Source organism: Micromonospora sp. WMMD975, from assembly GCF_029581215.1.
Taxonomy (GTDB): Bacteria; Actinomycetota; Actinomycetes; order Mycobacteriales; family Micromonosporaceae; genus Micromonospora.
Genome location: NZ_CP120739.1, coordinates 2,133,118 through 2,147,749 on the forward strand (window position 1 = coordinate 2,133,118; position 14,632 = coordinate 2,147,749).

Annotated in this window: 7 protein-coding genes; all 7 read left to right on the forward strand. The window is 74.8% G+C overall.

Annotated elements, in window-relative coordinates:
- The first annotated feature begins 377 nt into the window (after positions 1–377).
- The 7 genes from O7613_RS09050 (at position 378) to O7613_RS09080 (ending at position 14,632) form a co-directional block, all read left to right on the forward strand.
- Positions 378–3,254: a LuxR family transcriptional regulator gene (locus O7613_RS09050; RefSeq protein ID WP_282294511.1), complete on the forward strand. Its 2,877-nt coding sequence runs from the start codon at positions 378–380 to the stop codon at positions 3,252–3,254.
- Between the two features lie 151 nt (positions 3,255–3,405).
- Complete coding sequence (locus tag O7613_RS09055; RefSeq protein ID WP_281589710.1) at positions 3,406–4,425, forward strand: hypothetical protein; 1,020 nt, start codon at positions 3,406–3,408, stop codon at positions 4,423–4,425.
- A 264-nt stretch (positions 4,426–4,689) separates the two neighbouring features.
- Positions 4,690–7,041: a TOMM precursor leader peptide-binding protein gene (locus O7613_RS09060; RefSeq protein ID WP_282293231.1), complete on the forward strand. Its 2,352-nt coding sequence runs from the start codon at positions 4,690–4,692 to the stop codon at positions 7,039–7,041.
- A gap of 75 nt (positions 7,042–7,116) precedes the next feature.
- Positions 7,117–8,589, forward strand: coding sequence for a SagB family peptide dehydrogenase (locus O7613_RS09065; RefSeq protein ID WP_282293233.1), 1,473 nt, complete (start codon positions 7,117–7,119; stop codon positions 8,587–8,589).
- On the forward strand, positions 8,586–9,395 hold the full coding sequence (locus tag O7613_RS09070; protein WP_281589705.1) for an HlyD family efflux transporter periplasmic adaptor subunit: 810 nt from the start codon (positions 8,586–8,588) through the stop codon (positions 9,393–9,395). Before O7613_RS09065 ends, O7613_RS09070 begins: the two co-directional genes overlap by 4 nt.
- Complete coding sequence (locus O7613_RS09075) at positions 9,392–11,575, forward strand: NHLP family bacteriocin export ABC transporter peptidase/permease/ATPase subunit (protein ID WP_282293235.1); 2,184 nt, start codon at positions 9,392–9,394, stop codon at positions 11,573–11,575. Before O7613_RS09070 ends, O7613_RS09075 begins: the two co-directional genes overlap by 4 nt.
- Before the next feature lie 24 nt (positions 11,576–11,599).
- Positions 11,600–14,632 (forward strand): ATP-binding cassette domain-containing protein, encoded by a 3,033-nt coding sequence (locus O7613_RS09080; protein WP_282293237.1) that lies wholly within the window; start codon positions 11,600–11,602, stop codon positions 14,630–14,632.

A 14,632-nucleotide genomic window follows, 5' to 3' on the forward strand; every position in this document is an offset into this window, starting at 1 on the left:
GACTGGCGTGTCGGGATCACCGCTCCCACCCGCACCGTCGCAATTGAGGGAACACCGGGTTCCGAGGGCGGGGTGGCGGTGACAGCCGCCGCCCTGCGGTGGTAATGCCTCCGATAGAAGGATCAATCCGACATAACCTCCAAGATCGCCGGATCGGGTCGCGGCATCCGGGCGAATTTATTGGGCTTCGGGGATATCGTTCCGGCCTTTTGGTGACCGGTCCCTTATGCAGGGTGTGGCGCGAATGTGGGAAGAGGCGCCCTTGGCCCGGCTGCTGAAAATAGATGGGCCGCATCGGTATTTTCGGCGGTCGACGGCGCTCCGGTATAGTGCGTTCAATCCCCATTGGAGTTCGTCGGGAAGCGTTTTGCTGCGTGATGACAACTGGGCTGGATAATGTGCCAACGGGCCCCCGTTTCGTCGGGCGGCGACCACTGTTGGCGCGTATCGACCGGGCCCACGACGCCGCCCTGAGCCGCGGGCGACAGGTGGTCTGCGAGGTGGTCGGCGAGCCGGGGATCGGCAAGACCCGACTGGTCCGCGAGGCCCTGCACCAGTGCGTCCCCCAGGTTCCCTGGACGGTCGGGACCTGCGCGCCGGAGGAGCGGGGCGTCCCCTTCCACGTGTTCCGGCACGCCTTCGCCGCGGGGCAGTCACCGCGACGGGGGCTGGGTGCCGGGCGACCCACCGGAGCGACCGGGGAGATCTGGGGCTTCGCCGCGGCGCCGCCGACGTCGGCGTCCGACGCGCGGCGGTTCCGCGCCTTCCAGTTGGCCCGCCGGCTGATCGGCCTGGCCGCCCGGGACGGCCTGGTGCTGGTCCTCGACGATCTGCACTGGGCGGACGCCGCCTCCGCCGGCCTCATCGCCCACCTGCTGCGATATCCGGTGCCCGCGCCGCTGCTGCTGGTGCTCGTCTACCGGCCGCGGCAGACGGCGACGCCGATGCCGTTCGGTCCACCCGATCCCGGTGGACACGTCGAGGCGGAACCGGCCTCACACGACCGGCTCGAACTCCACCCCCTGAGCCTCGCCGAGACCGCGCTCCTGCATCCTGGCGTCGATCCGGCGGAGCTGCGCGCCCGCTACGAGCTGACCGGCGGCAACCCCGGCTACCTGGCGGCGCTGCCCGGCGGCCCGGCCGCGGAGCGCGCCGAGGAGGTCCGTGAACCGCCGGGTGCCCGGCTGTCCGACGCGACGATGGCGGTGCTGCGCCGCGAGTGGGCGGACCTGCCCCCGGTCGACCTGGCCTGCCTGCGCGCCGGGGCGATCCTCGACGCGCCCTTCGCCCCCGATCTGCTCGCCGAGGTCGCGCAGGTGCCCGCGGCCCTGGCGGTCGAGGCCGGTTGGCGGCTGGCCCGACGCGACCTGATCCGCCGGGTGCCCGGCACCGGACGGTTCGCCCTCCGGCATCCGGTGCTGCGGATGGCGGTCGCCCAGGATACCGATCCGGCGTGGCGGGTGGACGCCTGCGCGCGGGCGCTCACCGCGCTCGTCGATCTGGGCGCGTCGCCCGCGGAGCGGGCCCGCTACGCGGAGCGGCTGCTCGCCCTGCCGAGCGGCCGTTGGGCCGAACGCTGCGTGGACGTGCTCTGCCGGGCCGCGCAGGAGATCCGGCGCGAGACACCGGACCTGGCCATCCACTGGCTGCGACTGGCGTTGCGGGCGCTGCGCCCGACGGCCGGCTCGACGCCGCGTCACCGGGAGGTGTCGCTGGCGTTGGCCCGGGTCATCGGGGAGGCGGGCGACCTGGCCGAGAGCCGGGCCCTGCTCCAGGAGATCGTGCCGTTGCTCCCCGCCGACCCGGAGGGGCGACGGGCCCAGGCGGTCGCGCTGTGGGCGCGGGTGGAGCGCCTCCTCGGGAACTACGCGGAGGCGGCGGCCATCAGCCGGCGCGAGCTGGCCGCCCTTCCGGTCGGCACCGGACCCGCCGGCGGCTACCGACTCGCCACCGAGATCGGCGCCGCCGGCATCCTCGCCGGGCGGCCGGTGGCCGGACTGCCCGACGCGCTCACCGGAGACCCGGACGGCTCCGGCGCGGACCTGGCCGGCCTGCTGGCCGTACGCGGCCTGGCCGCCGTCCACGGCGGCGCGGTCGACGACGCCCGGGGTCTGCTCGACGCCGGCGCCCGGATCGTCGACTCGCTGCCCGACCGGGACGTGCGCGACCATCCGGACTGCCTGACCGCGCTCGGCCTGACCGCGTTGTATCTCGAACGTCAGGCCGACGCGGTGCGGCACCTCGACCGGGGGTTGACGCTGGTCCGCGCCGCGCACCGGGACGACGGCCTGTGCCAGCTGCTGCTCGGTCGCTGCCAGGTGGCCTACCACAGCGGCCAACTGACCGCGGCCATCGGGTTGGCCACCGAGGCGGGCATCGTCGCCCGGCGCATCGGCAGCCGCCACCTGCTGTGTTTCGCCCTGGCGTTCGAGGCGGAGGCGACGGCGTGGCGTGGTGGCCTCCGCGACGACGAACGGGCGGTCGGGCTGGCCCGCAGCGCCGTCGACCTCGCCACCGACCTCGCCACCTGGTCCGGCCGGACCGCCGCGACGGCGTTGGCGACCGCGACGTTGCTGTCCGGTGATCCGGCCACCTGCGCCGATTTGGTGCGTTCGGCCGGGGGCGACAGCCGGCTGAGCCACCTCCAGGACACGTTGCGGCCGATGTGGCACGAACTGCTCTGTGCCGCCGCGCTCGCCGCGGGCGAGGTGGCCGACGCCGAGCGGCAGGCGCGGCTGGCGATGGCCGAGGCGGAGCGGGTCGAGCTGCCCGGGCAGCGGGGCTTCGCCGAGTCGGCGTACGGCGAGGTGCTGCTCGCCCGCGGTGAGGTTGAGGCGGCGCTGCCTCATCTGGAGACCGCGGCCGATCTGTTCCGCGTCGGCGGGATGGCGCTGCGCCGCAGCTTCGCGCTTGCGTCCCTGGCCCGGGCCGCCGAGGCCGCGGACCGGGGCGTTCCGGCGGCGCGGGCGCGCCGCCGGGCGCTGGAACTGGCCCGGTGGTGCGGGACGGAACGGGTCGGCGCGCGACTGGCCAGTCCGGTCGGAGCGCGCGCGGTCGCCGCCCTGACCGATCGGGAGTGGCACATCGCGCAGTTGGCGGCGACCGGGGTCACCAGCCGGTTGATCGGGCGTCGGCTGAACATCAGTCCCCGCACGGTGGAGGCGCATCTCACCCGGATCTACCGCAAGGCGGGCGTCGCGTCCCGGTCGGCTCTGGTCGCCTGGGTCGCCCGGCTCGATGTCACCGATCGGTGACCGCGATCCGGCCCGGATGACGTCATTCGGTGCAACGCCGGATGGCCCGGCAGCATGAGGCCGCGCCGCCACCGGCGGGCTCCGACCGTCGCTCACATACTCGACTGCATCGGGCGCGATTCCCGTGCACCGGTTTCGGATGGAGGACGAGATGCTGGGCAGTAGATCCGTGGGGAGCCCGCGCCGCCTCGTCGCGCCGCCGATGCCGGTCGCCGCCGCCGCGCTGGCGTTGCTCGTGCTGGCGGGCTGCGGGGACGAACCGGTGGATGCGGCCGCGCCGGCGGCGTCCGATTCGGCCACCTTCGGCAGGGACCGCGCCGCGCTGGTGCTCACCGCCTTCGACTCGGCCGACTCGGCGGCATCGGTGGCCGGAGACGTCGAGGCGCTGCGGACCCAGGAGGTCTCGCCCTCGCTGGACCTCAGCATCGCCGCGGTCCGCCGGGCCACCTACAACAAGCGTCCGCAGCCGTCGTTCCAGCACCTCAACCCGGCCTTCGCGGTGCCGCCCGGCGACCCGGCCTGCTTCCTGGCCACGGCCACCCTCCGGCTGGCCGGCTCGGAGCTGGCCCCCACCGACGTCAGCCAGTTCGTGCTCGACGCCGACGGCCAGTGGAAGCTCAGCCACAACATCCAGGTGACCCAACCGTCGCTCGTGGTCGCCCGGAGCATCGACGGCCGACCGGCCACGGAGGGCGGCGAGGCCCTGGACGAGACCAGCCGCCGGGCCCTCGCCGCCGAGGTGTTCGCCCGCAGCATCGGCTCCACCACGAGCAACAGGTCCCTCGTCGCGTCGAGCCCGCTGCTGGACGGCCAGTTCGCCGGCGGTTGGGAGGTCTACGGGCAGCAGCTCGCCGGCGCCGGCGCGACGGTGCGACGGACGATGGACCGGGCGGAGTGGTCGGACTGCGCGGTCGAGGTGCCGACCGGCACGCTCACCTTCCTGACGATCCACGCGACCGACACGCTGAGTCCGGCGCCCGACGGCCCGGCCACCGTCAAGATGGTGCCGCAGAGCCCGGACCTGATCGCCACCGGCCATCGCGCGCCGGTGAGCGGGAAGTCGATCCGGGTGGCCCGGGTGGAGACCTTCCTGCTGCTGGTGCCGGCACAGGCCACCGGCACCTCGGTGCTGGGTCTCAACGACACCGCGCTGACCGTCACCGCCGCCTGACGGTCACCGCCTGACGGTCACCGCCTGACGGTCACCGCCGCCCGGACCGCCCTGACCGTGCCGTCGTCTGACAGCCGGTGCCTGACGGCGACGCCGCCGGACCGCCGCCGGACCGCGCCGGCGACCGGCCGGGCTGCCGGCGACGGCTGAAACCGGTGGCAGAACTCGGGATCGGACCCCCGGGACCGCGACGATGGCAGCAGCCCTGATCGCCGGCGGGGCCGGGGCACAGTCGCGGTCCGGCCACCAGGCCCGGGAGGAACCATGTGGCGTCCGCGCTTCCGATCGGACTACCTGCCGGTGCGGCTGCCCGACGGTCCGCTCGTGGTGCTGGGGGAGACCCGCAGCCTGCTCATCGACGACCCGGTCACCGCCGAGCTGGCCGATCGGCTCGACGGCACCGTACCGCTTGCCGACGTGGTGGCCCGGCTGGCCGCCCGGCACCCGATGGCCGCCGTCGCCGCCGCCCTCGCCCGGCTGCGGGACCACGGCCTGCTCGTGTCCGGTCCGGCGCACGCGTCGCCGGCCGAGGCCGCCGGTTGGGACGCCCGGGGTGTGCCCCCCGAGGCCGGGCTGCGGTGGGTGGCCGGCGGCCGGGTCACCATCGTGGACCTCGGGGCACCGCGGGTCGCCGAGGTCGCCGGGGCGTTGCGCGCCCTCGGGCTCACCGCGACCGTGGTCGGGCCGGACGCCGAGCCGGGCGCGCTGGACGCCGACCCGGGCGCACCGGACGCCGACCCGGGCGCGCTGGACGCCGACCCGGATGCGCCGGACGCCGACTCGGGCGCCGCGCAGGTGCTGGTGCTTCCGTCGTCGATGCTCGACCCCCGGCTGGCCCGGCTCAACGAGCGCCACCTGGCCGCCGGCCGGGCGTGGACCCTGGCCCGGCCGCACGGCAACGTCGTCCTCCTCGGGCCGCACCTGGTGCCCGGCCGCACCGGTTGCTGGGCCTGCCTGCGGCAACGCTGGCAGGAGAACGAGCAGGTGAACGCGTTCCTCGGCGGGCAGGACCTGGCCGGTCCGCTGCCGCAGCCCGGCCGGGCGGTCCTGCCCGGACTGGCCACCACCGCCGCGGGGCTGCTCGCCGCCGAACTCGCCGTGCTCGCCGTGCGGGGCACGTCGCCCCGCCTCACCGGCCGGATGGTCGCCCTGGACACCCGGGACCTGAGCACGGAGAGCCACCAACTGGTACGCCAACCGCAGTGCCCCGCCTGCGGCGACCCGGATCTCGTCGGTAAGGCCGAGCCCCGGATCGACCTGCCGCCCAGCGGCGCGGAGCCCAGCCGGGGCGCGGAGGCTCGCACCCGTGACCCCGCCGAGGCGTACGCCGCGCTCGCCCACCACGTCAGCCGCTACCTGGGGGTGGTGAGCCGGCTGACTCCGCTGGAGGCGACCGACAACGGCGTCACCCACACCTATTCGGCCGGGCACAACTTCGCCCAACCCCGCCAGCTCGCCGCGCTGCGCCGCAACCTGCGCGGGCAGAGCGGCGGCAAGGGCCGCACCGACCTGCAGGCGCGGATGAGCGCGGTCGGGGAGGCGGTGGAGCGCTACTGCGGGGTGTGGCGCGGCGACCGCCCGGTGCACCGGGCGACCTACCGGCAGCTCGGCCCGGACCGCGCGCTGCACCTGCGCGAGTTGCTGCTGTTCTCGGACCGCCAGTACGCCGACCGCGACCGGCTCAACCGCGACCTGGGCCATCTGCACCGCATCCCGCGCCCGCTGGCTGACGAGACGGAACTGGACTGGACCACCGGCTGGTCGTTGACCCGGCAGGCGCCGCGCGAGCTGCCCGCCGCGTACTGCTGGTACGGGCATCCGGAGCAGGCCGGGCCCGGGGTGTGCGCGGCCGACTCGAACGGCAGCGCGGCCGGCGGCACCCGCTCCGAGGCGATCCTGCAGGGCTTCTGCGAACTCGTCGAGCGGGACAGCGTGGCCCTGTGGTGGTATCACCGCTCCCGGATGCCGGGGGTGGACCTCGCCTCGTTCGCCGACCCGTGGACGGCCGCCTGCGTGGCGCACCACGCCACCGCCCTGGGCCGCGAGCTGTGGGCCCTCGACCTGACCGCCGACCTCGGCGTACCGGCGTTCGCGGCGGTGTCCCGGCGGGCCGACGGCGGGCCGGAGGACGTGCTGGTCGGCTTCGGCGCGCACCTGGACGCACGGGTCGCGCTGACCCGGGCGCTGACCGAGGTGAACCAGTTCCTGCCCGCCGTTCCCGGTCCCACGTCGAGCCGCAACAGGTACGGCGTCGACGACCCGGACACCGCGCGCTGGTTCGGCACCGTTCGGGTGGCCGACCAGCCCTGGCTGTCCCCGGACCCGGCCCGGCCGCCGCGCACCGCCGCCGACCACCCGACGCTTGCCACCGGCGACGTCGGCGACGACGTGCGTCGCTGCGTCGGCCGGGCGGAGCGCGCCGGCCTGGAGGTGATCGTCGTCGACCAGTCCCGTCCGGACATCGAGCTGGCGGTGGTGAAGGTCGTGGTGCCGGGGCTGCGGCACTTCTGGCGCCGGCTCGGTCCGGGCCGGCTGTGGGAGGTCCCGGCCCGCCTCGGCCGCGGTCCGGTGGCCGTCGACGAGACGTCGGCGAATCCGTTGAACGTCTTTTTCTGACCGACGCTGTCGACCTGCCGGGAACCGGGGGAGGGACGTGGAGATGAGCACCGATCCGGACGGTCGGCGGTCGCCGTGAGCGGCTCCGGCGGCGGCCCGCCGATCCAGGAGTCCTACCGGCTGCGCCGCGACGCGGAGTTGCGACTCGGTGAGGACGGTTCGCTGACCCTGCGGCAGACCCGCTTCCAGCTCACCCTGGAGCGACCGGGGATGGGCCGGCGGGCGCTGCTGCTGCGGCTCGCCGCCGACTGGGTCGGTGACGTCGAGGTCGGCCGGCTGATCAGCGGCCTGGAGGGGGAGAGCCGGGTGCTGCCGGCGCAGTTGCTGCTGCGCCGGCTGCTGGCCCACTCCTGGTTGGAGCGCCGCGTCCAGGTCGACGACCGGGCGCTGCTCGACCTGGTGCCGACCGGCCTGGGCCGGGGCAGCCTGCCGGAGAGCCGCACCCACGCCCCAGGCGTCCGCTACCGGCTGTCCCGCTTCGCCACCCTCCAGCACGAACGGGACATGCTGGTGGCCGCGTCGTCGCTGAGCACCCTCGTGGTCGGTTGCGCCGACGCCGCCGTCGGCGCGGTGCTGGCCGCCGCCGTGCCGGGCGTCGGCCCGGACACGGTGGCCCGCACGCTCGGCGTGTCGCCGGCCGCCGCCGGTCGGGTGCTCGACGAGCTGGCCACCGCCCGGGTCCTGGTCACCGACGCCGAGTTCGAGGCGGAACGCGACGACGCGCCGCTCGCCTACTGGTCGCCGGAGGAGTTGCGGCTGCACCAGCGGTCCCGGGCCGGCCGGCACGCGCTGCCGGTGGGCGGCACCTACCGGATGCGCGAGCGGTTCGCCCCGCAGCCGCTGCGCCGCCCCTACGACCGGGACCGGGCGGTCGAGCTGCCGCTGCCGGACCTGGCGACGATCGCCAAGGCGGATCCGGGGTTCAGTCAGGTCGTCGCCGACCGGCGCAGCATCCGCGAGCACGACGACGCGGTGCCGTTGCCGATCGAGCGGCTGGCGGAGTTCCTGTACCGCTCGCAGCACACCACCGCCGTCGGCGAGGCCGGCGGGCAGGAGGTGGGCCACCGGCCCTATCCGGGCGGCGGCGGGGTCTACGAACTGGAGATCTATCCGCTTGTCGCGCGCTGCGCCGGGCTGGACCCCGGGCTCTACCACTACGACGCCGTCGGGCACCGGCTGGAGCCGGTCGCCGGCTGGGCGCCGGCCGCCGACCGGCTGTTGGCGTACGCCCGGGCGGCCGGCGCCATGCCCCGGCCGCCGCAGACGGTTCTGCTGGTCACCGCGCGGGTCCAGCGACTGATGTGGAAGTACGAAGGGATGAGCTACGCCATGATTCTCAAGGACGCGGGTGTGCTGACCCAGCAGATGTATCTCGTCGCCACCGCCATGGGGCTGGCGCCGTGCGCGCTCGGCGCCGGCGACTCCCAGGCGTTCGCCGAGTTGTCCGGGCTCGATCCGCTGGTCGAGCCGAGCGTGGCCGACTTCCTGCTCGGCTCGCGCGGCGCCGACGTGCCGCCGGGGCTCGGGCGGGCGGGGGCCCGGCCGTGAAGTTCCGACGGCAGGCGTTGCGCCAGTTGGAGGCGCCCGAGCAACTGGACCTGGCGGTCCGGCTGACCACCGTGCCCAGCTGGTTGGCCACCACCGCGCTCGTCATCGTCGTGATCGCGGCCGGTGTCTGGTCGGTGCGCACGGTGGTGCCCCGGACCGTCGAGGCGGCCGGGGTGCTGATCCACTCCAACGGGATCTCCGCCCTCGACGCGCTCGACAGCGGTCAGGTCACCAAGGTGTGGGCGTCCCCGCACCAGCGGGTGCCCAAGGGCACCCCGCTCTACAGCCTGCGCACGTCCGACGGCGCGGTGCGGGTGGAGACCGCGCCGGGTGATGCGTACGTCGTCGCCTGGCTGGTCTCGGAGGGCGAGATCGTCACCCCGGGCTCGCACCTGGCCGACCTGGAACGGCTCGACACCGCCGGGGACGCGTTGCAGGCCGTCGTGTACGCACCGGCCGTCGCCGCGCCGCTGCTGCAACCGGGCGTACCCGTCGAGGTGGCCGCCGCGGCGGCGCCGCGCAACGTGTTCGGCACCCTGGCCGGTCGGGTGAGCACGGTCGGCGCCTTCCCGGAGACGGAGGCGTCGCTGCGTGCCTTCCTGGGCACCGGGCCGGACGTCCGGCGGCTGCTCGCCCGGGGCAGCGTGGTCCGGGTCACGGTCGCGCTGGAGGCCGACCCGGCCGCGCCGGGCGGTCTGCGGTGGACCAAGTCCCCGCCGCCGTTCCAGCTCAATTCGGCAAGCGAGGTCACCGCCTGGTTCACCGTGGACCAGGATCACCCGATCGACTGGTTGCTGCGGCGATGAGCGGGCCGAGGACCGCCGCGATCGGCGCGCCGGAGCTGCCCCGGATCCGACGTCGACGGGTGCGTACCCCCACCCTGATCCAGATGGAGGCGGTGGAGTGCGGCGCCGCCGCGCTCGGGATCCTGCTCGGTCACCACGGCCGGCACGTGCCGCTCGAGGAGCTGCGCCGGGTGTGCGGCGTGAGCCGGGACGGCTCGACCGCAGCCACCGTGCTCAAGGGCGCCCGGCGGTACGGGATGGTGGCCAAGGGTTTCCAGATGGATCTGGGCGGCCTGGCCGGGGTGGCGTTGCCGGCGGTGCTGTTCTGGCGGTTCGAGCACTTCGTGGTGCTGGAGGGGCTCGGCCGCAAGGTCCACATCAACGATCCGGCCACCGGGCCACGCGCGGTGAGCTGGGAGGAGTTCGACGGCGCCTTCACCGGCATCGTGCTCACCATGGAGCCCGGCCCGCAGTTCGAGCCCGGTGGCGCCCGCTACCGGCTGCTGCGGGTGCTGGCGCAGCGGTGGCGCGGCCCGGGCTCGGCGATCGCGCAGATGCTGTTGCTCGGCCTGCTGATCGCCCTGGTCGGTCTGACCATCCCGGTGATGGCCCAGATCTTCGTCGACCGGGTGCTGTTGCAGGAGGACCGGGCCGCGTTCGCCGGCCTGGTGGCCGCGGTGGCGGTGGCCGCCGTGCTGACCTTCCTCGCCAGCCTGCTCCAGCAACGCCTGACCGTACGGTCGGAGACGACACTGGCCCTGGGCAGCGCCGCCCGGTTCTTCCGACATCTGCTGCGGCTGCCGCCGACCTTCTTCGACCAGCGGCAGGCCGCCGACCTCAGCCAGCGGGTCCGCGGCAACGAGGTCGTCGCCGAGGTGCTCACCCGCCGGGCGGCCACCACCGTCGTGGACACCGCCCTGGTGCTGGCGTACGGGGCGCTGCTCTGCCAGTACGACCTGTTGCTCGGGCTGTGCGCGGTGGTCCTGGCCGGGTTGAACGTCAGCGTGCTGCGTTACGTCGCCTCGACCCGGTCGACGGCTGTCGCCGGATTGCAGGCGGACCGCAGCAAGCTGGTGACCACCGTGTACACCACCGTCCAGATGATCGAGACGGTGAAGGCCGGTGGCGAGGAGGAACGGGCCGTGGCCCGGTTCGCCGCCCGCAACGCCACCGTCACCAGCCGGCAGCAGCGGCTGGGGGTGCCCACCGCGGTGCTCTCGGTCCTGCCCGTGTTCCTCGCCTCGGGAACCACCGCGGTGCTGTTGGGGCTGGGCAGTCGGCAGGTGGTGGCGGAGGCGATGAGCGTCGGCGTGCTCGTCGGCATGCAGAGCCTGGCCGTCGCGATGAACCGGCCGTTGGGCAACCTGGCCGCGCTGGGCTCCCGGCTGCAGGACATGAGCGCCGACCTCAACCGGCTGCGCGACGTGGAGCGCTATCCGCTGGCACCGGTCGAGGACCGGTCGGCCGGGCCGCTGGCGCCGATGGAGGGTCATCTGCGGATCGAGGACGTGACCTTCGGCTACAACCCGTTGGGCCGTCCGCTGTTGGAGAACTTCAGTCTGGACCTGCCGCCGGGCGCCCGGGTGGCGCTCGTCGGGCGGTCGGGCAGCGGCAAGTCGACGGTGGGCCGGCTGGTCGCCGGCCTCTACCGTCCGTGGACCGGGCGGGTCACGGTGGACGGTCTGGAACGGTCGGAGGCAGACGGCGGGCTGTGGGCGGCCACCGTCGCCATGGTGGACCAGGACCAGCGGCTGTTCGAGGGAACGGTTCGGGACAACGTCACCATGTGGGACCTCACGATCGCCGACGAGGACGTCGTCACCGCGCTCACCGACGCCTGCCTCTACGACGAGGTCGCCGCCCGCCCGGGCGGCCTGGGCAGCCCGGTGCGGGAGAACGCCCGCAACTTCTCCGGTGGTCAGCGGCAGCGGTTGGAGATCGCCCGTGCGCTCGTCCGCAACCCCCGGGTGCTGGTGCTGGACGAGGCCACGAGCGCGCTCGACGCCGAGACCGAGCGCCGGATCGACATGCACCTGCGCCGGCGCGGGGCGACCTGTCTGATCGTGGCGCACCGCCTGTCCACGGTCCGCGACTGCGACCTGATCGTCGTGCTGGACGGCGGTCGGGAGGTGGAGCGCGGCACCCACGAGCAACTTGTCGCCCGGGACGGGGCGTACGCGCGCCTGGTCCGGGACCACTGACCACGACGATCCGAGGAGACACTGATGAGTGGCGCGGTGGAGGACCTCCCGGGCGGTGGCCTGATCGGCCTCTGCGGCGACGGCGTACGGGAGGTCTGTCGCCTGGACGGCCCGGTGGCCGGCTGGCTGGTGTCCGGTGGCGAGGCCGACCTGTTCGCGGTGCGCCGGGCGGGGATGAGCCCGTCGCGCCGCCACCACGTGGCCCGGCTGCCCGCGGGCGGCCTGGTGCCGACGTCCACCGCGATCGGCGCGTGGCAGTTGATCCTGGTGCCGCTGCCCGGCACGGAACTGCGGGGGTTGCCCCGGCACCACCTGTCCCGGTTGGAGCGGCACGTCCGGGTCGGTCGCGCCGGGGACGAGGAGGTGCCGCCGCGGGCGCGGACCGCCGCGACGGAGCTGGTCGCGGCGGTGGACCTGGTGCTCGTCGCCGTCGCCGACGCGATGCGCCGGGGGCAGGCGCCCCGGGAGGCGTCCACCCTGCGCGGACGCGAGATCGTCTCGCTGGCGCCGGGGAGCGCGGTCACCTCCACCGCCGGCGCGTGGTGGCTGCGCAGCGCCGGGGCGCAGCTGCGCCGCAACGACGGCGGCCCGGCGGAGATGTCGGGGGAGCGGGAGCTGCTGCTGGTCGCCGAGCGCGACTGGGTGGTGGCCGAGTCGGCCTGCGCGGTGGAGAGCCACGGCAGCTGGGACCTGCTGGTCACCGGTCAGCTCCGGGCGGCGGTGGACCAGCACGTGGCGCGGCTGCTGCGGATGGTGGAGACCCGGATCGAGGAGGCCGACGCCGCCCTGCTGCGCGCGGTGGAGCGGCGCCGGCAGATCGACGCCGCGGTGCTCGCCGCGGCGGCCCGCCGGTCGATCGGGGTGATCGGCGCGGGGGAAGCGGTGCCGGTTCCGGAGGATGAGCCCGGCTTCGACAGGTACGGTCGGGCGGTTTCGGTGGTCGGGGTGGTCACCGAGGGCATGGGTTGCCCGGTCAACGAGCCGGCCGATCGCAGCCGTGTGCCGCTCGACGACCGGGCGGCGGTGCATGCGGTGTCCCGCGCGTCCAGCCTGTTCCTGCGCGAGGTGCGGCTGCCGGCCCGCTGGTGGCGGCGGGACCTGGGCCCGCTCGTGGGGTGGCGGGTCGCGGTCGACCCGGAGCGCGCCGTCGCGGTGCCGCTGGTGTTCCGCCGGGGTCGCTACCACCACGTCGACCCGGACACCCGGGCGCACGGCCCGGTCGACGCGACGGTGGCCGCGACGTTCGCCGCCGAGGCGACCCAGGTGCAGGCGCCGCTGCCGTCGACCGCGCGGATGCGCCACCTGCTGCGGGCCGGGCTGGTCGGCGCGGCCCGCGACGTGCGGGGCCTGCTGGTCGCCGCCGCCTGCGTGGGGTTGCTCGGCCTGGGTGTGCCGCTCGCGACCGGCCAGGTGCTCGGCCAGTTGGCCCGGCAGGGCGAGGTCGACGGGCTGGTCGGCTTCCTCGCGCTGCTGCTCAGCGCCGCGGTGGTGGCGGGGCTGGTCGGCGTGGTGCAGAATCTGCGGCTGCTGCGGTTGGACGGGCGGTTGCAGTCCGGCGCGCAGATGGCGATCTGGGACCGGCTGATGCGGCTGCCGGCCCGTTTCTTCACCGGCCGCAGCAGCGGTGAGATCGCCAACTCGATGTTGGGGATCTCGTTCGTCGGCGAGGCGCTGAGCGCGCTGTTGCCGCAGGTCGTCTCGGCGGCGGCGACCGTCGCGGTGACCCTGGGCCTGCTCCTGGTGGTCGAGCCCGTGCTCGGGTTGTGGGGGTTGGCGATCGTCGCGGTCACCACGCTCGCGTTCGTCGCGTTCGCCGTGCTCATCGTCCGCCGGCAGCGGTCCGCGTTGCCGGCCGAGCACCGGACGGCGACGATGACCAACCAGCTGCTCGGCGGCATCGTCAAGATCAAGCTGGCGGCGGCCGAGGCCCGGGCGCACGCCAGGTGGTCGGAGACGGCCGCGGTGGCCCGGGCGGCGCTGCAACGGGTCCGGCAGAGCCAGTCCGGCCTGGTCGCCTTCGCCACCGTGCTGCCGGTCGCCGGCCAACTGGTCCTGTTCGCCGTGCTGATGGGACCGCTCGCCGGCCGGGTGGCGCCGGCCGACTTCTTCGTCCTCAACGTGGGCTTCGCGATGCTGCTCGGCGCGCTGCTGGTGCTGGTGTCGGCCGGGGTGGAAGTGGTCGCGGCGGTGTCCCGGCTGGGCAGCCTGCGGGAGATCCTGCGCGCCGAGCCCGAGGCGCGGCCGGACCGGGTGGACCCCGGCGAGCTGCGCGGCGAGATCGCGCTGCACCGGCTCACCTTCGCCTACCAGCCGGACGAGCCGCCGGTGCTCGTCGACATCGACCTGCACGTCCGCCCGGGTGAGTTCGTCGCCATCGTCGGGCCGAGCGGCTGCGGGAAGTCCACCCTGCTGCGGCTGCTGCTCGGCTTCGAACGCCAGCAGCAGGGCGCGGTGCTCTACGACGGCCAGGACCTCTCCGAGCTCGACGTGCACGCGGTCCGCCGGCAGTGCGGCGTGGTCCTGCAGGACGGCCAGCTCTTCGCCGGCTCGGTGCGGGACAACATCTGCGGCGCCGGCAGCTTCCCGCTGGACCAGGTCTGGGAGGCGGCGCGGATGGCCGGACTCGCCGACGACCTGGAGGCGCTGCCGATGGGAATGAGCACCATGGTGCCGTTCGGCGGCGGGACGCTCTCCGTCGGGCAGCGCCAGCGGGTGCTGATCGCCCGCGCGTTGGCGCCCCGGCCCCGGATCATCTTCTTCGACGAGGCGACGAGCGCACTGGACAACCGGACCCAGGAGGTGGTCACCCGGAGCACCGCGACGCTGGCCGCGACCCGGGTGGTCATCGCGCACCGGCTGTCGACGGTCCGCGCGGCGGACACCATCGTGGTCCTCGACGCCGGGCGGATCGTCCAGCGGGGCAGCTACGACGAGTTGATGGATCAACCCGACGGGCTGTTCCACAGGTTGGCACGGCGGCAACTGCTGACCGAGCCGGAGCCCGCGGACGTGGTGGTGGAGAGCCGGAAGCCGGACGGTCAACCCGCGACGGGCTGA

Bases quoted from the DNA above. Each gene is read 5' to 3' on its own strand.
- O7613_RS09050 (WP_282294511.1), top strand. From the start codon at position 378: ATGACAACTGGGCTGGATAATGTGCCAACGGGCCCCCGTTTCGTCGGG.
- O7613_RS09055 (WP_281589710.1), top strand. From the start codon at position 3,406: ATGCTGGGCAGTAGATCCGTGGGGAGCCCGCGCCGCCTCGTCGCGCCG.
- O7613_RS09060 (WP_282293231.1), top strand. From the start codon at position 4,690: ATGTGGCGTCCGCGCTTCCGATCGGACTACCTGCCGGTGCGGCTGCCC.
- O7613_RS09075 (WP_282293235.1), top strand. From the start codon at position 9,392: ATGAGCGGGCCGAGGACCGCCGCGATCGGCGCGCCGGAGCTGCCCCGG.
- O7613_RS09080 (WP_282293237.1), top strand. From the start codon at position 11,600: ATGAGTGGCGCGGTGGAGGACCTCCCGGGCGGTGGCCTGATCGGCCTC.